23 protein-coding genes are annotated in these 24,972 nt (G+C 38.9%); 15 read left to right on the forward strand and 8 right to left on the reverse strand.

Annotation, left to right across the window (positions count from 1 at the left end; genetic code table 11):
- The first annotated feature begins 714 nt into the window (after positions 1–714).
- Complete coding sequence (locus tag RE474_RS02545; RefSeq protein ID WP_309311422.1) at positions 715–7,944, forward strand: PAS domain S-box protein; 7,230 nt, start codon at positions 715–717, stop codon at positions 7,942–7,944.
- Between the two features lie 412 nt (positions 7,945–8,356).
- Here the strand turns inward: RE474_RS02545 and RE474_RS02550 are convergent, their stop codons facing one another.
- Both RE474_RS02550 and RE474_RS02555 read right to left on the reverse strand, forming a co-directional pair.
- Positions 8,357–8,848, reverse strand: coding sequence for a rubrerythrin family protein (locus RE474_RS02550; RefSeq protein WP_309311423.1), 492 nt, complete (start codon positions 8,846–8,848; stop codon positions 8,357–8,359).
- A gap of 103 nt (positions 8,849–8,951) precedes the next feature.
- Positions 8,952–9,890, reverse strand: coding sequence for a cupin domain-containing protein (locus tag RE474_RS02555; protein WP_309311424.1), 939 nt, complete (start codon positions 9,888–9,890; stop codon positions 8,952–8,954).
- Positions 9,891–10,140: 250 nt separating this feature from the next.
- Here RE474_RS02555 and RE474_RS02560 point away from each other — a divergent pair, with 250 nt between their 5' ends.
- Positions 10,141–10,485, forward strand: coding sequence for a PLDc N-terminal domain-containing protein (locus tag RE474_RS02560; RefSeq protein ID WP_309311425.1), 345 nt, complete (start codon positions 10,141–10,143; stop codon positions 10,483–10,485).
- Position 10,486: 1 nt separating this feature from the next.
- On the opposite strand, the gene RE474_RS02565 is transcribed toward RE474_RS02560, so the two are convergent.
- A complete protein-coding gene (locus tag RE474_RS02565; protein ID WP_309311426.1) occupies positions 10,487–10,732 on the reverse strand; it encodes a hypothetical protein in 246 nt (81 codons plus the stop codon).
- A gap of 582 nt (positions 10,733–11,314) precedes the next feature.
- Complete coding sequence (locus tag RE474_RS02570; protein WP_309311427.1) at positions 11,315–11,923, reverse strand: AIM24 family protein; 609 nt, start codon at positions 11,921–11,923, stop codon at positions 11,315–11,317.
- A 154-nt stretch (positions 11,924–12,077) separates the two neighbouring features.
- Between RE474_RS02570 and RE474_RS02575 the strand changes: the two genes are divergently transcribed.
- Both RE474_RS02575 and RE474_RS02580 read left to right on the forward strand, forming a co-directional pair.
- Positions 12,078–12,221, forward strand: a complete 144-nt coding sequence (locus RE474_RS02575; protein WP_309311428.1) for an AbrB/MazE/SpoVT family DNA-binding domain-containing protein — start codon at positions 12,078–12,080, stop codon at positions 12,219–12,221.
- A 376-nt stretch (positions 12,222–12,597) separates the two neighbouring features.
- A complete protein-coding gene (locus RE474_RS02580; RefSeq protein WP_309311429.1) occupies positions 12,598–13,113 on the forward strand; it encodes a CLIPPER-2 domain-containing protein in 516 nt (171 codons plus the stop codon).
- A gap of 499 nt (positions 13,114–13,612) precedes the next feature.
- On the opposite strand, the gene RE474_RS02585 is transcribed toward RE474_RS02580, so the two are convergent.
- A complete protein-coding gene (locus RE474_RS02585) occupies positions 13,613–13,900 on the reverse strand; it encodes a hypothetical protein (protein ID WP_309311430.1) in 288 nt (95 codons plus the stop codon).
- A gap of 28 nt (positions 13,901–13,928) precedes the next feature.
- Entirely contained in the window at positions 13,929–14,369 is a 441-nt protein-coding gene (locus tag RE474_RS02590) for a hypothetical protein (protein ID WP_309311431.1), read from the reverse strand.
- A 634-nt stretch (positions 14,370–15,003) separates the two neighbouring features.
- Here RE474_RS02590 and RE474_RS02595 point away from each other — a divergent pair.
- From RE474_RS02595 to RE474_RS02610, 4 genes are all read left to right on the forward strand, one after another.
- A complete protein-coding gene (locus RE474_RS02595) occupies positions 15,004–15,702 on the forward strand; it encodes a hypothetical protein (protein ID WP_309311432.1) in 699 nt (232 codons plus the stop codon).
- A gap of 464 nt (positions 15,703–16,166) precedes the next feature.
- Positions 16,167–16,415: a glutaredoxin family protein gene (locus RE474_RS02600; RefSeq protein WP_309311433.1), complete on the forward strand. Its 249-nt coding sequence runs from the start codon at positions 16,167–16,169 to the stop codon at positions 16,413–16,415.
- Complete coding sequence (gene trxB / locus RE474_RS02605; RefSeq protein ID WP_309311434.1) at positions 16,412–17,335, forward strand: thioredoxin-disulfide reductase; 924 nt, start codon at positions 16,412–16,414, stop codon at positions 17,333–17,335. The genes RE474_RS02600 and trxB overlap by 4 nt, the downstream gene beginning before the upstream one ends.
- A gap of 29 nt (positions 17,336–17,364) precedes the next feature.
- Positions 17,365–17,784: a DUF2111 domain-containing protein gene (locus RE474_RS02610; protein WP_309311435.1), complete on the forward strand. Its 420-nt coding sequence runs from the start codon at positions 17,365–17,367 to the stop codon at positions 17,782–17,784.
- Between the two features lie 86 nt (positions 17,785–17,870).
- Here the strand turns inward: RE474_RS02610 and RE474_RS02615 are convergent, their stop codons facing one another.
- Positions 17,871–18,080, reverse strand: coding sequence for a hypothetical protein (locus RE474_RS02615; RefSeq protein ID WP_309311436.1), 210 nt, complete (start codon positions 18,078–18,080; stop codon positions 17,871–17,873).
- Between the two features lie 246 nt (positions 18,081–18,326).
- Between RE474_RS02615 and RE474_RS02620 the strand changes: the two genes are divergently transcribed.
- Positions 18,327–19,565: an ABC transporter permease gene (locus RE474_RS02620; protein WP_309311437.1), complete on the forward strand. Its 1,239-nt coding sequence runs from the start codon at positions 18,327–18,329 to the stop codon at positions 19,563–19,565.
- 4 nt (positions 19,566–19,569) lie between these two features.
- Here RE474_RS02620 and RE474_RS02625 read toward each other — a convergent pair whose 3' ends face one another.
- The gene (locus RE474_RS02625; protein WP_309311438.1) at positions 19,570–20,328 is read right to left on the reverse strand and encodes a winged helix-turn-helix domain-containing protein; all 759 of its coding nucleotides are present in this window, start codon (positions 20,326–20,328) and stop codon (positions 19,570–19,572) included.
- 116 nt (positions 20,329–20,444) lie between these two features.
- On the opposite strand from RE474_RS02625, the gene RE474_RS02630 reads away from it, so the two are divergent.
- The 6 genes from RE474_RS02630 (at position 20,445) to RE474_RS02655 (ending at position 24,972) form a co-directional block, all read left to right on the forward strand.
- Positions 20,445–20,642, forward strand: a complete 198-nt coding sequence (locus RE474_RS02630) for a hypothetical protein (protein ID WP_309311439.1) — start codon at positions 20,445–20,447, stop codon at positions 20,640–20,642.
- Positions 20,643–20,774: 132 nt separating this feature from the next.
- Entirely contained in the window at positions 20,775–20,969 is a 195-nt protein-coding gene (locus RE474_RS02635; protein WP_309311440.1) for a hypothetical protein, read from the forward strand.
- A gap of 165 nt (positions 20,970–21,134) precedes the next feature.
- Positions 21,135–21,707, forward strand: coding sequence for a TetR/AcrR family transcriptional regulator (locus tag RE474_RS02640; RefSeq protein WP_309311441.1), 573 nt, complete (start codon positions 21,135–21,137; stop codon positions 21,705–21,707).
- Between the two features lie 115 nt (positions 21,708–21,822).
- On the forward strand, positions 21,823–22,881 hold the full coding sequence (locus RE474_RS02645; RefSeq protein WP_309311442.1) for a DUF362 domain-containing protein: 1,059 nt from the start codon (positions 21,823–21,825) through the stop codon (positions 22,879–22,881).
- Positions 22,874–23,776: a permease gene (locus tag RE474_RS02650; RefSeq protein ID WP_309311443.1), complete on the forward strand. Its 903-nt coding sequence runs from the start codon at positions 22,874–22,876 to the stop codon at positions 23,774–23,776. Before RE474_RS02645 ends, RE474_RS02650 begins: the two co-directional genes overlap by 8 nt.
- Before the next feature lie 50 nt (positions 23,777–23,826).
- Entirely contained in the window at positions 23,827–24,972 is a 1,146-nt protein-coding gene (locus RE474_RS02655; RefSeq protein ID WP_309311444.1) for an MBL fold metallo-hydrolase, read from the forward strand.

Raw genomic sequence — 24,972 nt, forward strand, 5'->3', positions numbered from 1 at the left:
CCTGATTTTAGAACATATGTTATAAAATAGTTAAAATTGCCGAACATATTAGAAATATTTATACACAAATACTGTATTATTACAAATGGTGGTATGAACTCTAACACAAAAATAGCGGTAGTCGTTTTCTTATATCTGCTGATGATATTTTCTATTGCTCTTTTTGCTGGTATTAGCAATACCTGACATATAAACCTGCCATAGCAAGTTTTTAGATGCAAACTGTTATACACATCAGAAATCCGTGGTTCTTTACATGACCAGGAAAAATATGTGTACATATATGCTAATTGCCTGTATTTTATGTTAAAATTAAAACATAGGCATTTTACAAAAAATAGTTGATTGTAAGTAAATAACTTACTATTTATTGTTTCCTACATTTGGGACAGAACCCAGAATAGTTTTTTGCTATCAGAATCCAGAAAATATAAATATATAAAAAAAAACTGCAAGCGCAAACTAACAAAATCAACATCCAGCTACATAAATCAGTAGATTAATATAATATCGTGTATCCATATAATAGTATAGAGATGAATATTCGGCAGAACAATTGAATACGCAATTGTCCTGATAGTGGGATCAGAATTAGTTTATTAACCAGGGGTTGGGAATCTGTTTACATCAGGCAAACTTAGTAAGACTGGATGCAATTACCAGGGATCATGAAACTGATTTTACACATATATTGAAAACAAGATAGTCAAGAATATGGAAATAAAAACAGTAGGTAATAGCATGCACAGGGATTCAGCCGGATACAGGGCATTGTTTGAAAATAAACATACTGCAATGATCATAATAGATCCTTCTACCCTTGATATCATAGACGCAAACGTTGCTGCCTGTAACTATTATGGATTATCCTATGAGGAACTTACCAAAAAGAAAGTATTTGAAATAAGTTCTTTATCCGAAGAAAAGATGAAGCTATGTGTAAAAAAAGCGATCACAGGAACACAGGACCACTTCTTCGGAAGCTTCAACCTGCCTGATAAAAAGAAACACGATGTTGAAGTATACACAACGCCTCTAAAAATAAAAGATCAGGAACTACTTTGCTTAACCATCCATGATATAACAAGAATAAAAAATGCAGAGGAAAAGCTACACCTCAGGGAGAACAGACTGAAAACACTAGTGGAAATATTGCATTCAAAACATGGTTCCATCAAAGAAGCACTTGATTATGCACTTGAAAAAGCAATCGAATTAACTGAAAGCAAATATGGATACATATTTTACTATAGTGAAAAAGAAGAATTGTTCACTGTAAATACATGGTCTGCAAGTGCGATGAAAGAATGTGACATTCATGAAATACAAACCACCTACAGACTAAATGAGACCGGGATCTGGGGAGAGCCGGTCAGACAACGTAAAGCAATTATCATTAATGACTTCCATGCTCCGGATCCGCTAATAAAAGGATATCCGCAGGGACATGTTAAAATTCACAAATTAATGAGCATACCTGTTTTCATGAACAAGAAAATTGTCGCTGTAGTAGGAGTTGCCAACAAAGAATCTGATTACTGTGACAATGATACACTCCAGCTTTCCCTGCTTATGAATTCAGTATGGAACATCATAGGGCAGATCGGTACAGAGGAAGCTCTCAGAAAAAGCGAAAAGAAGTACCGTGGCCTTTTTGAGAACAACATAAGCGGGGTAGTGATCACTGAGATCATCAGAGATGAAAAAGGTACTCCAATAGATTTTGTTTTTCAGGAAGTAAATGAGACTTTTGAAAAGAACACCGGGCTTAAAGCTGATGATCTGATAGGGAAACATGCAAGTGAAGTTTATCATGACATGGAGCTGCAGGATAACATACTTCTTGACCTGCATCTGAAAGTGGCGACTAACGGAATCCCAATTACCATCGAAACATATTCGGAAAACTTGAGAAAATACTTTGATATTAATGTGTACCCGATCGAAAAAGATATCGTTGCCAGTGTTTCCCGGGATATTACCAAAAACAAGCTGACCGAACAGGAACTGGCAGAAAGTCAGGAAAAGTACCAGATGCTTTCAGATCTGACTTTTGAAGGTATAACTATTCATGATAACGGAATTATCCTTGAGGTTAATGAAGCTGTAACTCGCCTGACAGGATATACTAAAGAAGAACTTATAGGGAAAAATATCCTGGAAGTCCTGGCACATCCTGATGATCTTGCTAACATAAAACAGCAGATGAAAAGGGAGAACACAAAACCTTATGAGATCCGCACTATCAGAAAAGATGGAACTGTAATTATAACTGAGATTGAATCCCATGCAATCACATACAAAGGAAAGAAGGTTCGTGTAGCTGCAGCAAGAGACATCACGGAGCGGAAAAAGGTAGAGCAGGAACAAAGGGAAATAGAAGAGAGATTCAAGACACTCCATAGCACATCTTTTAGTGGTATTTTCATCCACAAAGACAACATTATAATTGACTGTAACCAGGGACTTGCAGACATGACTGGCTACACGGTTGAAGAACTTATTGGAATGAATGGACTGCTGCTTACAGATGAAAGTTACAGAGATGAAATCGTAAACAAGATTAACATAGATTATCACAAATTATATGAAGTAATTGGAGTCAGAAAAGACGGAAGCAAGTATCCACTTAGTGCACATGGAAAAGATATCCCATACAAAGGTGAGAAAGTCAGAGTTGTTGAGTTCAGGGATATAACTGAGCAAAAGAAAGCAGAAGAAAGACTGCTTGAGAGTGAGGAAAAACTAAGGTTGTTCATAGAACATGCACCTGTGTCGCTGGTGATGTTGGACCGTGATATGCGACACATAGCTGTAAGCCGTCAGTTTCTCGATGATTTTTCCCTTGGTGACAGAGATATAATAGGACTAAATCATTATGATGTCATCCCTCTTGATGAGAAATATAAAAAAATGCATCTACGTGCACTTCAAGGAGAAATTGTACCAATAGAAGAAAACTATTTTGTGGGAGAAGATGGAAAAGAATATTGGACATGTGGGGAAGTCCGGCCATGGAAAATGGCAGATGGAAACATCGGCGGAATTATAGTTTTCGTCGAACACATCACAGAGCGCAAAGAAGTTGAAATAGCACTTCGGGAAAGTGAAGCTCTCCTGAATGAGGTAGGGATACTCGCCAGAGTAGGAGGATGGGACTTTGATGTGGCAAGCGGAGTCGTTAAGTGGACACCTGAAGTTTACGAGATATTAGACCTCGAGCCTGATTTCAAACTTGCTTACGGAAATACACTGGAATTCTATTCTTCTGGCTCAAGGAAAAGTGTGGAAAAAGCATTCAAGGATGCTATTGAGAAAGCTGAACCATATGACCTCGAACTTGACTTCACGACTCCAAAAGGCAATCATAAATGGATAAGGACCATCGGACATCCAACAATCAAAAACGGAAAAGTGGTAAAGGTAACCGGCTCATTCCAAGACATAACTATAATTAAAGAAGCAGATATAAAACTTCTTGAAAGTGAGAGTCGTGTAAGGCGCAAGTTAAATGCTATTATGGAACCGGATGGGGACATCGGTGAACTGGAACTTGCAGACATCATTGACAGCCAAATTCTGCAATCCCTTATGGATGATTTTTACCGATTGACCCACATTGGAAGTGCTATAATTGATAACAAAGGAGAAATCCTAGTTGCTACTGGATGGCAAGACATCTGCACAAATTTCCATCGAACACACCCAGAGACATGTAAATATTGTGAAGAGAGTGATACACAATTCTCCAAAGATATATCTCCGGGAACATTCAAGATTTACAAGTGCAAAAATAACATGTGGGATATCGCAACACCCCTAATGGCTTCAGGAATACATTTAGGCAATCTGTTTCTGGGACAGTTTTTCTTTGATGACGAAGATATTCCATACGATACTTTCAGGTTTCAGGCAAAAAAATATGGGTTTGATGAAAAAGAATATATGGACGCACTTGAGAAAGTGCCCCGCTGGAGTAGAGAAACCGTCAATACCGTCATGAATTTCTATAGCCAATTAACGTCTTTCGTCTCCTCGCTGAGCTACAGCAATATCAAACTTGCACGGACACTGAATGAACGTGACAATCTGCTCACCTCTCTGCACGAGAGTGAGGAAAGGTTGAAGATATTCATAGAACATGCACCTGCTTCTCTGGCAATGTTCGATCGAAATATGCGATATATAGCCGCCAGCAACCGTTGGATGAATGACTACTTCCTTGGTGATCAAAATGTAATTGGAATATCACATTACGAAATATTCCCCGAAATCGGTGACGAATGGAAAGCAGTGCATAGGCGAGCTATGGAAGGAGAGGTTGTTCGTAATGAAGACGACCGTTTCGAACGGGCAAACGGAACTATACAGCACTTGCGCTGGGAAGTAAGACCATGGAAAGCGGCTGATAGTACCATTGGTGGCATTGTCATTTTCTCAGAAGATATTACTGAGCGCAAGAAGATAGAAAAGGAACTCCGGGAAAGCCAGAAAAAGTACCAGATGCTCTCTGATGCTACCCTGGAAGGTATTGTCTTCCATGATAATGGCATAGTTCTTGATGTTAATCAAGCCGTGATCCGTGGTACAGGGTATTCAAAAGATGAACTTTTGGGAAAGAATATTCTTAAAATGGTCCTGCATCCTGACGACATAGGCATAGCTATCCATAAAATGAAAAATAAAGTTTCAAAACCCTATGAAGTTCGTTGTATCAGGAAAGACGGATCAGAATTCCCAGTTGAAATTGAATCCTATAGTATTACCTATAAAGGAAAACAGGTGCGTGTCGCGGCAATAAGGAATATCACAGAACGCAAAAAAGCTGAACATGAACTTAAAGAAAGTGAAGAAAGGTTCAGAGTTCTCCATAATGCTTCTTTTGGTGGCATCCTTATCCATGAAAATAAACTGATCCTTGATTGCAACCAAGGTCTATCTGAAATGACTGGCTATTCATATGAAGAATTGATAGGTATGAACGCGTTGCTGCTGATAGCCGAGAGCTATAGGGACCTTGCTATGTCAAATCTCCGTGCAGGCTCTGAAGAACCATATGAAGCAATGGGACGACGCAAAGATGGAACTGAGTATCATATCAGACTTGAAGGAAAGAATATACCATACAAAGGAAAACAGGTAAGGGTAGTCGAGTTCAGGGATATTACAGAACAGAAATTAGCTGAAAAGAACTTGCATGAGAAAACCGAAGAACTTGAAGCTTATTTTACATCCAGTCTTGATCTTCTGTGCATCGCCAATAACAAAGGAGAATTCATCCGCCTTAATCCTGAATGGGAAAACGTACTTGGATATTCCATGGAAGAACTTGTAGGACGTACCTTCCTGGACTTTGTGCATCCTGACGATCTGGAAGCAACTATAGAAGTAATGGGTAAACTGAAAAAGCAGGAAAAAATTATTCGTTTTGAAAACCGCTACCTTGCCAAAGATGGATCTTATCGCTGGATTGAATGGCGTTCTGTGCCTATTGGTAATGTAATATACGCAGCTGCAAGGGATGTTACCCAGCGAAAAGAAGCAGAAGAAAAACTGATGGAAAGGGAAGCGCTTCTTAATGAGGTAGGAGATATTGCAAAGATAGGAGGATGGGAGATTGATCTTATATCTAACAAACCCACCTCGACACCCGAAGTTGCAAAGATATACGAGCTTGATACTGATGATGCAATAAATAGAGAGATGGGATTATCATACTACCCTCCTACATCCAGGGAAATACTTGAAAAAGCTATTAATAAGCTCATCGAAAAAGGAGAGCCATATGAACTCGAACTTGAATTAATATCAGCCAAAGGAAAACATAAATGGGTTCGAACAAGTGGTTTTCCGAAGGTAGTAAATGGAAAGATTGTCAAAATAACCGGAACACTGCAGGACGTTACAGAGCGTAAGTGTGCTGAAGAAAAACTGTTGGAGTATGCTGAGGAACTTGAAGACAAGAACATCGAGCTTGACCAGGCACTGATAAAAGCAGAAGAAGCCACCAGAGCAAAAAGTGAGTTCCTTGCCAACATGTCACATGAGATACGTACACCAATGAACGGTGTGATAGGAATGACAAACCTGCTCCTTACTACAAAACTAGATGAAGAGCAGGAGCACTATGTCGATACAGTAAAGAAAAGTGGAGAAAACCTACTTGAGCTTATCAATGATATTCTTGATATCTCTAAGATAGAAGCTGGAAAGCTGGATATTGATGAAGTGGACATCGACCTCCAGAAAGTTCTTGAAGAGCTGGCATCTCTTTTGTCTATAAGAGCATATGAAAAAGGACTAGAGTTTATATGCATAGCTGATCCTGAAGTACCACTTTACATCAAAGCAGACCCTGCAAGGTTAAAACAGATACTGATAAATCTTGGTGGCAATGCAATTAAATTCACAAACGAAGGAGAAGTTGCTATCCAGGTCACACTTGAATCTGAAAGGGATTCAGAGGCAACACTATGTTTCTCTGTAAGAGATACAGGTATAGGAATCCCTGATGATAAAAAGAACTTGCTTTTCCAGAAATTCACCCAGGTTGATGCTTCAACAACACGTTATTACGGAGGAACCGGGCTTGGGCTTGTAATCTCAAAAGAACTTGTTGAACTGATGAACGGTGAAATAGGTTTTGAAAGTGAGGAGGGTAAAGGTTCTGAGTTCTGGTTCAAACTAAGCTTTGAAAAGCGTCCTGGAAGTGAAATCCCGGAAAAACAGTACTCAGAGATTGAAGGCATTCGCGTACTTGTTGTTGATGATAACGAGACTAAACGCGAAGTGTTGGTGAAGCTGCTGGATTCATGGAATATGAAAGTTGAGGAAGCAAAAGATGGATCTTCAGCCCTCCAGAAACTTTTCAAAGCACACGAAGAAGGAGAACCATTCCAGATAGCTATTCTGGATATGCAAATGCCGGGAATGGATGGAGCACTGCTTGGACGTGTTATAAAATCAGACAAGGATCTGAATAATATTTCATTGATAATGCTTAGCTATGCAGGAAATATGCCTGAAAGCTGGAATCTGAATAAAAGTAATTTTGCAGCTTGCCTTTCAAAACCCCTCAAAGTCTCAGAACTATTCACTAAATTATCATCACTGTATTCCGCTACTCAAAAGGCTGAAAGAGAAGAGGTTTTTGGAGAAGAACTTGAAACATTCGGCATTAGCGGCAAAGAAAGAATCCTGCTTGTGGAGGACAATGTTGTAAACCAGCATGTTGCTCAGGCTATGCTCCAGAAACTTGGTATTACTGCAGATGTTGCAAACAACGGACTGGAAGCTATCGAAGCTCTTGAAACAATACCTTATGACCTTGTATTTATGGACATACAGATGCCTGAAATGGATGGAATGGAAGCAAGTAAGCATATACGCAACAAGCAATCCTCGGTCATAAACCATGACATCCCAATCATTGCTATGACCGCACACGCAATGAAAGGGGACGAAGAAAAGTGTATAGAAGCAGGTATGAACGACTACATACCAAAACCTATTAATCTGAAATTACTTGCCGGTAAAATTAACAAATGGATGGATCATGATCCGAAAAAGAACTATTCAATAAATCTCCCGGATAAAAACAACAAAGAGCCCCTGGTATTTGACTATAAGCTATTTATGGAAAATATCATGGATGATATTGTTGTGGCCAGAGGGATTATTGAGATCTTCAATAGAAATGCACCTCGTCAGATTGAGGAGCTGAAGGAAGCTATTGATAAAAAGGAGATGACTGATATCGTAAATAACGCACATTCACTAAAAGGTGCTGCTGCAAGTGTTGGTGGAATGGCGTTGAGTGATATTTCTGCTAAAATTGAGATGCAGGCAAAATCCGGACAAATAAATCAGATAATAGAAATGCTTCCAGACCTGGATAACAATTATGAACTTCTTATACAAGAACTAGAGAAATGGCAAAGCTGACAAATGCTGGCGTTTATTGATATACACCTTTTTTATTTTTCAGTAATGCCACTATTATATACTGCTCTATAGTACATGTACTTCTATAGAAAATATGCAACATAGGTATAAATTCAATTTGAAACTTTAATTAAACATGGAGATATGTAATAACGGGAAGGAGTTTGTGCACTGTAACAGTGAAAATTATACCCGTATAAGCTCTTATTCTGATAGATGGTTACGCATCAGGAAATGCAATCGTCACACTGGTGAAGATGTCTTCATGTATTTCTCACTAGGTGAAATGGCATTCATTCAAAAAACTGTTGCATCTTTTCTGAATGAGAAAAATAGGATAACAAATCCAGAATAAAAAATAGTTCAGGAGATAAGCTTAGTGCTTATGCCCTCATTATTATCTTAATTGATTTCAATCAATTCTATCGAATTTACTTGCAGGTGCTCCGCAAACCGGACATTTATCTTCAGGTTTACCTTCATGAGTGTGCCCACAGACACTGCATACATAATAATCGACCTCTGCATTGCTGCCAATTTCAGCCAGTGCTTTTTCAAAGAGGCTTGCGTGTACTTTTTCAACCTTGTTTGCAACCTCAAAGCTCCAGAGAGCACGGTTGTCACCCTCTTCTTCTGCTTCTTTTATAAATTGAGGATACATTTCTTCAAATTCATATGTTTCCCCGTTGATAGCTTCTTTAAGATTGTCCATTGTGGTTCCAATACCACCCATACGCTGAAGATGGTTCAAAGCATGGACTGTTTCAGCTGCAGCTGCAGCCCTGAATAGTTTCGCAATCTGTGGGTAACCTTCTGAATCTGCCTTCTTTGCAAAAGCCAGATATGTTCTGTTTGCCATTGACTCGCCGGTAAATGCTGCTTTAAGGTTATCTTTGGAACTCATAATAATCTCCTTTAATGTTGTCAATATGATTACGTGTTCCTGCATATATCAGATTAACGCTGTAAAAATAGTAAAAATGAAGAAATATGAATGAGGAGAGAGATCACTCCACAATAACCTCATTCTCCTCTGCCCATGCAGGCTGGTCAATTGCAAAGAACTCAAGATCCGCATCCCCTGTGTTTTCAATACTTTGCACTGCATTGGCAGGTATAACAACAAGGTCACCTGCTTTTACATCAAAAGGAACATTGTCAATGTAAAGCACTCCTTCCCCTGAGATCACATAATAGGTTTCCGGGTTTTTCATAATGTGTGCTTCAATAGAAGCACCAGATTTAATGATCACATGTGCAATGCTGTAATCAATTCCAAGATCATGGTCAACGTTAGAAGGATGAAGCAGATTTCCAAGAGAAACTGTGTCAAAACGTGTGAAATATTCTATGTCATCAAGACTGTTGGTATAGACATAGTCATCAACATAGAATCCTGATGTAACCAGGTATTCCTGATCGCCTATTGAAGCTTTCTTAACGAATGTATATTTCATTGAAGGAACTGTTTCTCCTGGCTTTGGCCACTGATAAGTTACCCAGCCCTCACCTTCTTCACTTGTGGCAGTATCTATGAATAACTGACCGAGAGGATTGCCGTTGTAATCCTTAAGGCCTGAAGCATCCTCGCCTTCACTACTTACATTTGGAGCGTAGACTGTTCGGATACCATCTATGGTCCATATACTGAGATAAGTATCATCATGGAACCATTTGCTGTCTGCCTGCCTGAACTCATCAAAAGTATCTGTACCCTGTTTATCCATAAGGGCAATTGCATCATTGACAAGTGACTCTGTACTTGTCATTACAGACTGCAGACTGTCCTGCCCCGAAGTGTTAATATCCGTTCCCTGTTCTCCAACTGACGAAACGTTCTCATTCTGGTCGCTTATACCTGAACCATCTGTTTGTACACAACCAGCGACCATAAGTAAAAGGATAGATAAAGAAATTGCAAATATTATTTTTCTTATAGAAATCATTTTTAACACCTGTTCTTTGAATTGATGGACAGAAATAACTTAATGGAATGTCTTGATGGACCATCATTTTATTACAAATCAAATTGAAGATTACTTATTAAAAATATAAATAGATTCATGTTAAAGATAGTGACAATATCCCTACATGGCGAATTGATTCTAAAATCACTACTCGAATAATTCTAAATTATATAGTGTTTGCGATATATAATTTTGCAAAGTTTTATATGAATTGCCTGCCATTAAATGTATGGAATGGGATAAAAATATGAAATTCAACGAAAAAGCTATCAATTCAATAATGAAATGGATAATCCTGGCACTAGTTGTACTGATAATAATTCCTTTTACCTTTCATATCGGCCAATTGCTTTGGGGAATAATAATTCTGTTCTTTACATTCTGGATGACGATGCTGGTTGATTGCCTGCAGAGAAATGAAAATGACTTTCCTGCAAAAGGACATAATAAAAAACTTATCTGGTCAATGGTCCTGGTCTTTCTTAATTTGATAGGAGCATTTCTCTATTTTGTGCTTGTATTCACAAAATACAATGAAGTTACTGACCTTCAGGTCAGCAAAAATACGAATTGAATTACGAGAAGAAATATGATTTGATAGTCCACATAACTCCGATAAGTAACATAAGAATTCCAGTTAGCCCCACATTAAAAAAAATCGAAGGCAACGTATGAGGATTTCCGGTTGGATTACCTGCTGCATCACATGCACTTTCAGTCAGATCGATCCCGGCAATATTGCATATTGACAACACGCTTGCAACAAGAAAGATAATTACAAGTCCGGCTGCCACCATATACATCGGCGTTTTTAAATTCATTTGCCCCGTAATGGCATTCAAATAATATAACTCTTTACAAAAGCACCCATAAGTCGATCGATCTCAGCTAACACATTATTTCCAGATAAAGAAAATGAAGAGAAAAGTATCTTTTGTGGGGGTGTATGTTGTTATGATCCTTATCTAACCTTCCTATTTGTTCAAGCAGGAAGGCAGGCCACCTGTTCAGACTAATGCCTTTTGAGATGGTCTGCCTGGTGAGACCACCCCCACGTCTGATAGAATTATTTCAGTAAACAATGTAATATAAAGTTTGTGAAATTGACCGGGATAGACAAGGTCTTTAGGAAATTATCCGGTTAATTGTAGATATTTCATAGCAAATAATCATTATATCCATTAAAAACCTATAATAGTATGGGGTTAATAATGAATAACAACGCAATCATCAGTGCCAGGAAAGTAGGACTAATGTTCTTCCTTTATACCCTTATGCTGATGGCAATAGTCTTAATAGCAGGACTTGTCAATACCTGATAGTTTACGGCACCAGCAAACTGAAGTATGCACATCAATTTACTAGTGCTTATTTACATTATTTCTATATTTGCATTCGTACGTTCAGGCAGTTGGAACTACGTAGGGTATTTCCTCATAAGGCTGGATTACCACAAATCCTTCACCCTTAAAGACCATCTGTATGCTTTCACCACTTGACCTTCCAACTAATGTTTTCAGGGAAATATCAGTTTTGATGTCAGGTGCTAAGTTTCCAGACCAGGCCACCGTTGCATTCGGATCGGTAAATACCGGTCTGTCAGGAGTTACCATAAGTGTAAGCGGGTCATAATGAGTCGTAATAGCAACCATGCCAGTGCCTTCAAATTTCACATTGAAAAGTCCCCCAGCCATCATTCCAGCCACTTTTTTCATCATTTTAATATCCAAGGTAATGCTTTCCTCAAAAGCCAGAAGGTCATTTCCATTCACATAGATTGCCTCATTTTTGAGGTTAAGTACGGATATTTTCTTGCCATTATCAGCAAGATAAACTTTCCCGGCACCTTCTGCTTTCGTAAGGGAAACTCCTTCACCGGTAACTGCTTTTTTCATCATCTTTCCAAGACCATGTTCCAGCACACCTTCTCTGGTGAATTTAACATCACCCAAGTATGCAACCATTGAACCTCTCGTGATCCATACATGACCATCAAGGTTTACTTCAAGCATGCGGTCTCTTTCCAGCTCGAGCATATATAGTTGTGGGTATGTTCTATAATGACAGATTATTTTTCGATATTATGCACCCTTTTTTTTGGCTAGTAAGACTGATATAGTATTGTAAATAGTACTTTTAACAGTACTACAAATTGAAGGTGCTTTTATGACAACAACACTGCAAGAATCAAACGGTCAATACAGACTTACCATACCTAAAAATCTGATCGAGTATGAAGGTTTCAAGAAAGGTCAGAAATTCAATATCATAAAAGTACAAGGTTATCTTGCACTAGAACCGGTGCAATAGGGTTTTTTTGACATATTGATGCTTTGATACGTCTGATAGCTTTGACCCTCTGTGAGCGATTGTAGTGAGAACTTGTCAAGGTGAAATATTTGTTTCGGATTTTATTCTTTGCATGCTTGTGAAGGGATATAGGTAACAGTAAAAAAACAAACTTTTTACAAAAATATTACCTTCGAGCTCATAAAATTTATTGATAATTACTATATACAATGAAACACGAATTATTTATGGGAGTTTATATTGGTCTGTGGGGGTTGGCAAGGCATAACTGCCTCTTTTTTTGAATGTGGTGATTCTTGGCATGTCCTGCCTTATTGATAGTTGTCTCTATAGATGTAGATGACTCTTCATATTTTAACATAAGGTGGGAGGAATAATGAGAATTAAACAAAATATTACATTTTGTGGTATAGCTTTGATATTCCTGATAATGTTTACAGGAATTGCTGTAGCACCTCCAGTGGATGCACCAGCCATTAGTTTTGAGAAATCTACATTGGGCACAGACGGAGTTTGGTATGATGCCGATGTAGCACCTGGACCATCCATCCCTATTGGTGGATCGGTTGAGTGGAAATATGTGGTTACAAACATTGGTAATGTGCCTTTGACCGATATTTATGTTGATGATGATCAGATTGGTAATGTCGCCTATATAGCGACACTTGAAGTAGGTCAATCCGTGACAGTTACCGTCTCTGGTGTAGCTGTAGCTGGCCAATACGAAAATATTGGTTCTGCTTCAACTTCATACTATTCAATATATCTCTATGAAGAGGATCCCAGCCACTATTATGGTTATGACAATAAAATACCAGAATTCCCAGCAATTGCACTCCCTATAGTTGCAATTATTGGACTTGCATTCATAATGCAGCGTAGAAGAAACTAATTGAAGGGAATATCCCTTCACCCTATTTTATACTGTATGATTTGTTGAAGAATAGAGATAAACTGAACTTTGATTAAAAATATCTGTTGTTTATAAATCTTAATATGAAATAACATATATTTGAAACAATTTTAACATGAAAAGGAGAACACCGGCAAAACAAACCGGTGTTTTATGAAGTACCAATCCCTAGTCTTACCCAAACCAATTATAGATAGTAATACTTAAAATATAAATTATTGCTTAACAGTGTTACTTGACAAAAAGATGGATTTTATACATATCTAATCAAAATGGTTATTCTGCAGAATAATTGAAAATTGCATGAGGCATGTGATTTAGGGAGTGGTGGGTTATTGTATGGGGGTGGTAGGTAAAATGAGATGTGTACATGCCTCAATTTCAGTACGAGAGACTATTATTTATAGGTATCTATAATAATATAATATAAAATGATTAATATATATCAAAAATCTACCAATCTACACAACGACAAAGTTCATCTATCTTTGAATCTAGTTCTATCGCCTTGATCATCAGCATTTGATTTTCCAGGACCGATATCTACTCCTATACCTGGCTGTTCACCATCTTCCCCATTATAATTTTCACCGCCTGATTCTTCCGTTCCATCAAAATAAGCAGCAGCTATGAGCAAAATCAGTATCATGATTAGTACTTTTTTTACATTTCTCATGTATGATAATATGTAATTATCTCTTATAATAAGGATATGACAATTAGATTTTAAAGTAAAAGACATGTCAGCTTCAGCATTCATCTGCATGTAATGGAGAGTACGATTGTTAGCATTTCTACTTCGTAGATGCTTGAAATTCAGCTTCCACTGTTTTTAAGTCAATTGCTCCTAAGATTGCACTTTCCAATTTTTCAGGTTCATCTGTACCTATCCTGTATATCTTACCGTTTTTCATCTTAATCTCAACTGCATCAAAACCGGAAACATTGAATATCCACATTTTAGGCCATAGCCATAGTCTTATTCCCCAGCCATAATACCAATGATTCTTTACGGTTCTTGCTGAAACAATCTCATTAAGCGAAAACTTCTTACGAAATATGCCATAACCGAATTTTATTCCAAGGTATTTTTGGTCAATCGTTACGTTAAGGCTTGAAAATGAAAGGATAATTAACACAACGATTACCATCACAGCAAAGGTCATTGGTTCAAAATTTGTCGTTGGTAACATATATGCAAAAAGCAAAACAAGTGCAAGTACGACGTATCTCATTAAACGTCCTTTTTGAGTGTGATTATAGTTCATATTATTACGTTAGTTAGTCAGGTTAAAAGCTTTGCTTCCCACATCTCTAACCTTTCCTTTACATGAGTATTCAAAATAAACGATTTGTCTGCTTTAACATTCTTCTTCATATAGTACCCTCAAATAGCTATGAAAGCTGCTAGGTAGGGACTTTTTACGGTGGTTCAGGATACGTATGATCTGAAAAACGGTGCTGTTAGGAGCGATTGTGGTGACAACTCGTTAGGGTGCTTACTGAATAAATTGGTTCGGATTTTATTCTTTTCATGTTTAGGGGATGTAGGTAAGCAGAAAAAACGGAAATCTTAAAATTTACAACACATGTTTTTCAGTAAATAATTGGATACTATTATTTTACAGTTATCAGTGTCAATATTATTATATTCATATCATATATTATCCCACAACAGATATAATTATTTATTAATGTATAAATAGGATGAAATACGAATTGTATATGGGAGTTCATATTGGTCTGTGGGGATTGGTAAGGCATAACTACCTATTTTTTTGAATATTGTGATTCTAGGCATGTCTTGCCTTGTCGATAGTTGTCTCCATAGATGTAGATGACTCTATTGAACAATTTAAAGGGGAAGGAATGATGAATCGAATGGAAATTATCTTAGTCGTGCTCTGTGTCCTTCTACTCACAACCGTTGGTGTGAGCGCCGCTGACGACCAGCAGAAGCTGCCTCCGAAGTATCGCGTGATACAGTTTGACGTGACATACTCCGGTGAGGTCGTCGGCGAGTTGAGCATAAACACTAATCAATGGACATACGTCCTGAATGCACACGGACTGGAACCCGGCACAGAATACTACTTCTACTCTCTGGGGCGGTTCCCCCAGATCAGTACAGGAACGGCTAATGAAAACGGCGATCTGCACTTGAAAGGCGAATGGCCGCAGGAGATAAATATTATAGAAAATGAGTTGTCAGCTCCTAAGTTTATTGTGTCGACAATACCGCTAACAGGCATCATTGCTTGGACACCGCAACTGACGGCAAAATGCCACATAGGACTGTTTCAGACGTCTGTCTGGGGCACGCTCACAGATTCCAATGGAAATCCGTTACCAGGCCAAACCATAAGGGTCGAGGGGTACGTGAAGAAAACTGACACATGGAGCGTGTGGTATTCGATAGAAACCGATGCTTACGGCACATTTAAAAAGACAAAATTTGGTACCCCTGACTCTCTTCTGGTACGCTACCAAGGAGGCGAATATGATGGAACCCTGTATCTTAGTACATGGGTCGTCCCTACTTTATCAGCAGTAGTTCCAGCATTTTGAAGTAATTGCGTACCATCATACGGGAAGTAAAGGGAAAACGTGCGGTAGTCAGAATGAAAGCACACATAAGGAGTGTTCACGCTTCCCTTTTCATTTTACCTAATGTTTTGTTTTTTTCCGTCATAGTTCCCACATTTCCAACCTCTTTCTCACATGAGCATTCAGGATAAATGACTTATCAGCTTCAGCATTCTTCTTCATGCAACGTATCTTAGATAGCTCTGAATGCTGTCGGTTACTCTGAATCTAGTAGAAACTGTACAAACTCATCTAAAGAATATCTTGAAATATCAATCCTTCCTTCATTCCAAATATTGTTCATTTGCGATATACTTTTTCAAATAGAAAAAATAGTTTTGAACGCATACAGGAAGTTAACAGTGATAATTAACTTTTCACAGTCATTAATTTGATATACTCTCCTAACTAATAGATAATTGACCAATACAAGGAGTGTGGAAAATATGGTAAAGGTTACTTTAGTCCATTCGGAATGGTGTCATTTTTGCCCGACTGCAAAGAAAATGTGGCGAGAATTACATGAGCAGTGTGATTTTGAGTATGAGGAAGTAGAACTGGACACTCCTGAGGGTAAAGAACTTGCAAAGAAGTTCAAGATCCGCTCAATACCAACAACTATCATTGATGACAAGGTTGCCTTTGTAGGAGTTCCAGACAAAGCACAGGCAAGTAATGTTTGTGACGCAAAATGATAAACATGTACGATCTGATAATAATTGGCGGTGGACCTGCCGGAATGACAGCGGCCATCTATGCTGTACGGTACGGCCTTAATACCCTTGTGCTTGAAAAGAACGTTGTTCCCGGCCAGATAGCAACTGCCGACAGGGTGGAGAATTACCCCGGATTCCCTTCCATTTCGGGAATGGAACTTATGAACAAGTTCAGGGAGCATGCGGAACATACCGGCGTTAAAATCCAGAATGCTGATGTCAAAACCGTTAAAGACGAAGATGACAAGAAGGTTGTCGTCACCGATAACGGGGATTTTGAAGCTATTGCAGTCATCGTTGCCACAGGTGCCAATCCAAGAAGACTTGGAGTTCCCGGTGAAGATAAATTCCTTACAAAAGGTGTATCCTACTGTGCCACGTGTGACGGTCCTTTTTACTCAGGACTGAATGTTATCGTGGTAGGTGGTGGAGAGTCTGCAGTTACCGATGCACTCATACTTTCCGATATTGCCGAAAAGGTCTATGTAGTGCACAGGCGCGATGAGCTGAGAGCCTGTTCTCTTCTTCAGAAAAGAGCTTTTGATAAAGAGAATATCACATTCATCTGGGACACAGTTGTCCAGGAGATAAAAGGAAGTGACCTTGTAGAGAGGGTTGTCCTCAAAAACACAAAGACCAATGAACTGACTGAAATGGAGATTGACGGTATTTTCATCTATGTAGGTATTAACCCCAACACCTCTATGGTGGATGTTGAAAAGCAGGATGCGGGCTTCATCGTGACCGATGATAAGATGGAATGTTCCGTACCCGGTATATTTGCAGCAGGCGATTGCCGCAGAACTTCCATGTGGCAGGTAGTGACAGCTGTTTCAGATGGTGCGGTTGCAGCCATGTCGGCACATGAATATATTACATCTGTTAAATTTGACAGCTAAATCCTTTCCATAAAACAAAAGGTGAGTAAATGACATGCGATGAAAAATTAAATGGTGCGGTTTGCCTGAACATATGCGCAGATTCCACGGCTGATGACCTGGAACCCATAGCAACTGCTGTACACGCTCTGATAGGGATCCCAACAACTATTCGCAGTCTCAATTGCAAGGGTATCCGTATGGAAAGAGGTGTGATCATTGACAGGGACTACACGGGACCGGTTCTTGAAGAGGTCATGAGAACAAACCAAAGTATCAGGGCAGTACCAAATGAAGGTGTTTATAAGGGCAAATCAGTTATGGTTGCGCCTATAAGAACAATCAGCGGAGAAGTTATCGGTGCGATTGGTGTTGTTGATATTGTTGCAGCCCTTGATATCCTGGTGATGTTCAGGGAATATCCTGGTATCATTGATGAAGTAGAAGAATCTAGAAAAAGAATTCAGTGAGTAAATACATAAGCATGTATCACTCAAATTATTTTTTTCAAAAAGCAAGTTTATTTTTAATTTTTTTTGCAAATTCTGCAGGTTACTCAAAACTTCTTCAGAGTTTGATTTTTTAGTGCTCTGCTTATTACAAAAGCTACAATAGATATTGCTATTGCAAGTAATACAACCATCAACACGTTTCCATTTTCTGCTGCCTTCATTAGACTATAGAAAAGAAACGCACTCAAAACCATACCAACAACCAGTAGTACCGCTGTCGGCATACTGTATATTTTACCAAGTGGCCCTTCCATAAACCCAACAACATTTTATCCATATTATAGTTTTCTATTCATTGCTCGTTCATCAATATTATAATATAGATTCACTTTGATTTTTGTGAGGAGTTTAGCATAAGTATTTAATATGTGCAATCCAAATCAACTGAAATGACTAATCAGTCAATTGCCAATCAACAATATAATACGGCAAAAATACCCATCGTTTGGCAATAATGTTATACTACACAAAGCAGAAGGACACAATTAGGAAGAAAAGCAATGCGTAAAAGAACCTACCTTAAACTTGCTACAAATATCCTGGTCCATAGTAAGATCAGAAGCTGGCTAACCATCATAGGCATCGTTATTGGTGTCGGATCGGTAGTTACCATTATGGCACTTAGCGATAGCATGGAAGCCGACATGGAAGAGAGATTAGCTGATCTTGACCTTACACTTATCACAGTCACCCCAGGTTACACACAGGCAATGTCAGGTTTTAGAGGTGGAGGAGGCGGCTTTGGCGGTAGTACCTCATCCTCGGATGCAGAATTGACTGATAAGGATATAATGGCAATAAAGCTCGTAGAGAATATTGATTATATCTATGGTCAGATATCAGGAAGTAATCTGGATGTCTACTTCATGGGCGAGACTGCAGGACTTTCTGTGACAGGAGTAGACCCACAGGTCTGGCAGTATACTGTAACTTATAAGGTTGAATCCGGCAGATTGCTTGAAACCACTGACAATAATGTTGTGGTTATTGGTTACAGAATAGCTCATGAGATGTATGATCAGGAAATCGGCCTTAACCGCATACTTGCCATTGAAGGCAGATCCTACAGGGTAGTGGGTATACTGGCAGAAGGTGAAAGTGACAGTGCTATCATCATGCCCATTGATTCAGCAGTAGATATAATCGATGATGCTGAGCCAGATGTATTTGACAGTATTGTTGTAAAAGCAGATAGTGTGGATAATGTTGAAACGGTTGTTAATGACATTGAAGAGAAGCTCATGATATCAAGGCATGTCATGAATGACGACGACCGTGATTTCAGTGTTTCAGATTCATTATCAATGGCAGAATCTTTCAGTGACATGATGGCATCATTTACAATATTCCTGGGAGCAATAGCAGGTGTTTCACTTGTTGTGGGTTCTGTAGGTATCGCAAATACGATGTTCACATCCGTACTGGAAAGGACAAAGGAAATAGGCACAATGAAAGCTATTGGAGCAAAAAATAGCGATATCATGATGATATTCCTTTTCAACTCCGCTCTTGTGGGTTTTGTAGGAGGAGTGCTCGGAATAATACTTAGCCTGGTTTTGACATCATTTTTCCCTTACCTTGGGCTTCCAATGACTCGTTCATCCACAGGAATGACGGTTGCTCCGGACCTGATGGCTCTGGGGATCGGTATTGCAATGTTCATTGGAGTGATATCAGGTCTTATACCTGCATACAATGCATCAAAAATGAAACCAGTGGATGCACTGAGATACGAGTGAACAATTATGCCTCATTCATTCCTAGTGTTTTTACAAGTTCCAGCATGGAATTAAGAAGATGATAACCTGTAAATGTGATCTGATATTCGCCCCGTTCTTCACGTTGGCGTATCAATCCTTTATCCTGTAATTTATCCAGATGGAAAAGAAGATTACCTGCACGGAGTTTTGTGATTTTTGAAAGTTCAGTAAATGATTTTCCATCATCATACAAGGCCTTTAAAACCTGCACTCTTACAGCACTACTTAATGCATCTCCTACCATGTTTGCAATCTGTTTTTCATGAAGGTTTTGAATTTCTAATGGTTTACTGCCCTCTTTTTGATAAAAGCCCATCTTTTCCAGCATCTCGATCTGCTGGTTAAAATACAGTTCTACGTGCTTGAAGCAATGTGTACATTGATCCAGTTTGGTTGCTTCTTCCTTCATTTTATCGAAATTTCGTCTTATATCGCCTACCTTTTTCTCGGATAGCTGACCGTTTCTGGCATAGTCTGCCAGCTCATCAAAAAACTCAACAAAAGCAGGCTTGCATTGTGTCCACATAGAACAGCTTTTTCCGTCTTCGCCACTGAGACTTAAAGCACTATCTAAAGACCCATTTATTAGTGAAGCAGCACACTGGTTCCTGAACTCACTGAACATTGAATTTGTTCTATTCATTGTTACTTCACTTCTGAAACGATTCAGTTCCGAACGAAGAGCAGTTATTTCCCCTTGCAATAAAGACACATTTTCTAATGCCATTTCTACTTCGCTCATTAAAAACCTCCTGAGATTCTATTTGTTAGAAATCTATACCAGACAAAGCTCTTGTATAATTCTATGACAAAATAGTATATTACTATGCACGTATTAATAGTATTTGGTGAATAACCATGGAATTAGAAGATCTTAACAAATACGTAGAAAACGCTAGTAAAGAAGAACTTGAAGCACTCGGTTTCCTCGGTCAGTGGTTAATGGGACTCAAACCTAAGTACTGCACATGCTCATGCAAATGCGATATGGATTGTGAGATAGTAAAAGCATTAGGTGGCGCTCTTCAAAATGCAGGTCAGAAATTGCAGGGATAAGAATCAGAATTCAGCAGGATTCTGACCTTCTCTGTTTTTATTTTTTATTGTATTAAGATTCATACAACCTGAATTCTTACATGAAATGTAGGGATATTTAGGATGAAACAAACTACAAAAGGAGAATAAAAAATGGCAAAACAAGAAAAAGCTCCGATATTTTGTGAAAAACTCTGTATTATTTGCAGAGGTGCACGTGCAGGTAATGGTCTGTGCAAAGCGTTGCAAAATATCGAACTTAAAATAACAGGTCCAAATGGTTGTCCTTGGGGGAAAGCAAGAACTAATTATTACGGTGTCACACCTGACAAGCCAATTCCAAAGTAAAGAACCGATTACTTGCGGTGATCGGTTTGAATCTTTTATTTTTGATGGATATATTTAGTCAGTATTATTTTGTTGTCAATCTTAAAAAGTGCACAAAAACTATTTATACAACAAACCATTTTAATTAACATAAAATGACTAACTAGTCAATACCAGAGACAATTCATGAAAAAACAGGTTGAAGATAAGAAAGCAGCCCTTCTGCAAGCGGCTTTGAAGCTTTTTAGTGAAAGAGGCTTCCACGGCACATCCACTGCCCAGATATCAAAAGAAGCAGGAGTAGCCACTGGCACGTTATTTAATTATTTTCCTACAAAAGAAGATCTTATCAATGGACTGTATTTTGAAATAAAAGGAGAATTAAGCCGTAAAATGGCGAAAGATGTCCAGGATCAGAATACACTTCACGACAAATTCAAGAAAATATGGTATAATCTAATTGAATGGGGACTTAACAACCAGGAGCATTTTCATTTTGTAAATCAGTTCTGCTCTTCACCTTACATAACAAACTATACCCGTGAAGTAGTCATGGATGAGTATCTTTTCTACCATGACCTTGTGAAAGAAGCTGTCACAAGCGGTGAACTCGGAGACTACCCTGGAGAAATGGTTGCTGTAATGTTCTATCAATCCAGCCGTACAATTGTGAATTTCATTCTTGATTCAGAACCACAGGATAAAGATAAGGTCATTGAAGATGGATTCCAGATCATCTGGGGTGGTCTGGTCAAATAATATTTTTTTCTCCATGCTTATGAGTGACCAGTCACTCATTTAACATTGAAATCACACCTACTTTCACAATAAAAGTAACAAATTACCATGTACAGAAAATGGAGAGGAAATAAAAATGAAAAAGCACATTACTATTTTGCTGATTTCCATTCTGGTGTTCTCTTTAGTTGCAGGATGTATCACTGACGACAGCAAATCAGAAACGGATTATGAAACACTTGAAGTAAATAGTAACAATTTCAATGAAGATTCACAGGCAACAACTGCTACGTATGGCATGGTAACTGAAATTCCTAAAGTCTACATGACCACTGATATCAGCCCGGAAGGCTTAATTACAGTTTACGAAGCAATGGGTCGTGAGCTTACCGGGAACGTTGCAGTAAAAGTCCATAGCGGAGAGCCAGGTAGTGAAGATAACAATTACCTTAGACCCGAACTGATAAAAGATCTGGTTCAACAAGTGAATGGCACTATTGTTGAATGCAATACTGCTTATGGTGGCGGCAGAGCTGAAACAGCAATGCATAAACAAGTGATGATAGATCATGGATTCACAGCTATTGCTCCAACAGACATAATGGATGAAGAAGGTGAAATGTCGCTTCCGGTAAGTAAAGGAGAACACCTTGATGAATTCATTGTTGGTTCACATTACTCAAATTATGACTCATGGTTAATTCTTTCTCACTTTAAAGGTCATGCAATGGGTGGCTTTGGCGGTGCCCTAAAGAATGTGGCAATTGGTATTGCGTCAGCTAATGGAAAAACAAGTGTCCACAGTGCAGGTGCTTATGATGATGTAAGTCGGATATGGAGCGCATTCAGTAATATTCCTCAGGATGACTTTCTGGAATCAATGGCAGAAGCCAATGGAGCATTCATGGATGATGTAGGAGATAATGCAGTCTACATAAATGTCTTAAACAGGATTTCTGTTGATTGTGATTGTGTTGCCAATCCGGCTGATCCGACTATGGCAGACATAGGAATCATGGCATCCCTTGACCCTGTTGCTCTTGACCAGGCATGTGTTGACCAGATATACGCAGCACCGGACGGACAGGATGTAATTGAGAGAATTGAATCAAGAAATGGTACACATATACTTGACTATGCAGCAAATCTTGGTCTGGGCAGTCAGGAATATGAATTGGTGATACTGGATGCTTGATCTACTCCAGAAGGAGTTTATATATCTCTGGTATTATTCCAGCGTCCTGTTTAACCAGATCGCAATATACTGGGTATTTGGTATTTTCATGGGCTCAGTAATTTCGGTATTTGGCAAAGAGAAGATTCACAAGCTGTTTGTTTCAATACAGAACAAACGCCTTGGAATATTCGGGGTGATTCCTGCAAGCATGCTGGGAATTGCCTCCCCTCTTTGTATGTTTGGTACTATCCCTATTGCAGCTTCATTCTCTCAAAAAGGAATGAGAGATGACTGGTTAGCTGCATTCATGATGAGCTCTATTTTACTGAATCCTCAACTTCTCATTTATAGTGCTGCTCTTGGCAAAACAGTTTTTTCCATACGCTTAGTTTTAGCTATCATTTGTGGAATTCTGGCAGGGCTCTGTGTCAGGTTATTTTTCCGGGACAAAGGATTCTTTAATTTTTCAACTCTTGTACTACCGGAAAGCAGGGATACTGACCCAAATATGCTAATGCGCCTGATAAAGAACATATGGAGAAATCTCAAGGCAACCGGAGGGTATTTTCTTCTGGGAATCTTGCTTTCAGCAATGTTTCAACGCTATGTATCCCCTGATGCGTTTGCCAGCCTTTTTGGAAACCAGCAAGGATTTGGAGTATTATTGGCAGCAACCATAGGTGTACCCTTATACGTATGTGGCGGAGGTACTATCCCTTTACTGCTGGAATGGTTACGACATGGCATGACTCTGGGTGCAGCTGCAGCATTTATGGTTACCGGACCTGCAACTAAAATAACTAATCTTGGTGCTGTGAAAATAGTCCTGGGTAAAAGGCAATTCAGTATGTATCTGGCATATACAATCGTATTTGCGATCACAACAGGAATTATTATAGATATTGCTCTTTAATATCTTATAGTGGAGTAATAAACACAAGGTGTTTGGGAAATGGTGTTCTTGTGATTCAAAAAGTAAAACAGATCAAACTCAAAAAGATCGTATTACATTCTTTCCTGCTTTTGGTACTATTTTGTGCAGGCATTATATTATTTATGAATATAGCTCCGGCTTTTGGCGGAGATCCAACATCTGAACAAAAAGAAGCATATCAACAATTAAGTAACTATGTTGATGGACATTTTGTAAATGAATTACCCACCAGTGTTTTTGTAGATTCATCAGAGACACCATCTGCAAATGATTCTTCAGGTTCCGAAGTTGTAGACCGTAATCCTGCAAGTCCGATCCCTGTTTCTACTATTGACTGGAACCAGATAAACCGTAAAAACGATAGCCTTACATGGTTGGGACACTCTGCTTACCTGCTTAGTATTGATGACAAAAAGCTATTGCTCGATCCGATGCTAAGTCCTGTTGCTTCACCGGTTTCATTTGTGGGAATTAACAGATATGAATATAGTGAAGATATCATGTCGAATATCATTGATGAAATGCCGCCAATTGATGCAGTTTTTATCACACATGACCATTACGATCACATGGACTACCAATCTATTGTAAAACTGAACAGTAAAGCATCGCATTTCTTTGTTCCTCTTGGATGCGAGGCTCATCTGATACGATGGGGTATTCCGGAGGAGAAGATCACGGAACTTAACTGGTGGGAAGAAACAGAGTATGAGGGTTTAACCGTTGTTTTGACACCATCAAGACATGGCTCAGGAAGAGATCTATTCAGCATTGATACCACACTATGGGGCGGATGGATCATCCTGGGAAGCAAAACCCGGGTATATACCAGCGGGGATGGCGGCTACGGTCCACACTTTGAGGAGATTGGAAACCAATACGGACCTTTTGACATTACATTGATGGAAGGTGCCCAATATGACCAGAGATGGGCTGAGATCCATATGATTCCGGAACAGGCAGTACAGGCTCATCTGGATGTAAATGGTGAGACCATGATGCTGATGCATTGGGGTGCATTTACGCTGGCTAATCATGCCTGGAATGAACCAATAGAAAGGGCGCTTGAAGAAGCAAACAAAAGAGAAGTGAACATAATTGCTCCAATGATCGGGGAGACGGTTCTGTTAGACTCAGAGTTGGAAACATCTCCAACTTCGTGGTGGGATTTCTGA

This window comes from Methanolobus sediminis, from assembly GCF_031312595.1.
Taxonomy (GTDB): Archaea; Halobacteriota; Methanosarcinia; order Methanosarcinales; family Methanosarcinaceae; genus Methanolobus; species Methanolobus sediminis.

Bases quoted from the DNA above. Each gene is read 5' to 3' on its own strand.
- RE474_RS02545 (WP_309311422.1), top strand. From the start codon at position 715: ATGGAAATAAAAACAGTAGGTAATAGCATGCACAGGGATTCAGCCGGA.
- RE474_RS02550 (WP_309311423.1), bottom strand. From the start codon at position 8,848: ATGAGTTCCAAAGATAACCTTAAAGCAGCATTTACCGGCGAGTCAATG.
- RE474_RS02555 (WP_309311424.1), bottom strand. From the start codon at position 9,890: ATGATTTCTATAAGAAAAATAATATTTGCAATTTCTTTATCTATCCTT.
- RE474_RS02560 (WP_309311425.1), top strand. From the start codon at position 10,141: ATGGAATGGGATAAAAATATGAAATTCAACGAAAAAGCTATCAATTCA.
- RE474_RS02565 (WP_309311426.1), bottom strand. From the start codon at position 10,732: ATGAATTTAAAAACGCCGATGTATATGGTGGCAGCCGGACTTGTAATT.
- RE474_RS02570 (WP_309311427.1), bottom strand. From the start codon at position 11,923: ATGCTTGAAGTAAACCTTGATGGTCATGTATGGATCACGAGAGGTTCA.
- RE474_RS02575 (WP_309311428.1), top strand. From the start codon at position 12,078: ATGACAACAACACTGCAAGAATCAAACGGTCAATACAGACTTACCATA.
- RE474_RS02580 (WP_309311429.1), top strand. From the start codon at position 12,598: ATGAGAATTAAACAAAATATTACATTTTGTGGTATAGCTTTGATATTC.
- RE474_RS02585 (WP_309311430.1), bottom strand. From the start codon at position 13,900: ATGCAGATGAATGCTGAAGCTGACATGTCTTTTACTTTAAAATCTAAT.
- RE474_RS02590 (WP_309311431.1), bottom strand. From the start codon at position 14,369: ATGAGATACGTCGTACTTGCACTTGTTTTGCTTTTTGCATATATGTTA.
- RE474_RS02595 (WP_309311432.1), top strand. From the start codon at position 15,004: ATGATGAATCGAATGGAAATTATCTTAGTCGTGCTCTGTGTCCTTCTA.
- RE474_RS02600 (WP_309311433.1), top strand. From the start codon at position 16,167: ATGGTAAAGGTTACTTTAGTCCATTCGGAATGGTGTCATTTTTGCCCG.
- trxB (WP_309311434.1), top strand. From the start codon at position 16,412: ATGATAAACATGTACGATCTGATAATAATTGGCGGTGGACCTGCCGGA.
- RE474_RS02610 (WP_309311435.1), top strand. From the start codon at position 17,365: ATGACATGCGATGAAAAATTAAATGGTGCGGTTTGCCTGAACATATGC.
- RE474_RS02615 (WP_309311436.1), bottom strand. From the start codon at position 18,080: ATGGAAGGGCCACTTGGTAAAATATACAGTATGCCGACAGCGGTACTA.
- RE474_RS02620 (WP_309311437.1), top strand. From the start codon at position 18,327: ATGCGTAAAAGAACCTACCTTAAACTTGCTACAAATATCCTGGTCCAT.
- RE474_RS02625 (WP_309311438.1), bottom strand. From the start codon at position 20,328: ATGAGCGAAGTAGAAATGGCATTAGAAAATGTGTCTTTATTGCAAGGG.
- RE474_RS02630 (WP_309311439.1), top strand. From the start codon at position 20,445: ATGGAATTAGAAGATCTTAACAAATACGTAGAAAACGCTAGTAAAGAA.
- RE474_RS02635 (WP_309311440.1), top strand. From the start codon at position 20,775: ATGGCAAAACAAGAAAAAGCTCCGATATTTTGTGAAAAACTCTGTATT.
- RE474_RS02640 (WP_309311441.1), top strand. From the start codon at position 21,135: ATGAAAAAACAGGTTGAAGATAAGAAAGCAGCCCTTCTGCAAGCGGCT.
- RE474_RS02645 (WP_309311442.1), top strand. From the start codon at position 21,823: ATGAAAAAGCACATTACTATTTTGCTGATTTCCATTCTGGTGTTCTCT.
- RE474_RS02650 (WP_309311443.1), top strand. From the start codon at position 22,874: ATGCTTGATCTACTCCAGAAGGAGTTTATATATCTCTGGTATTATTCC.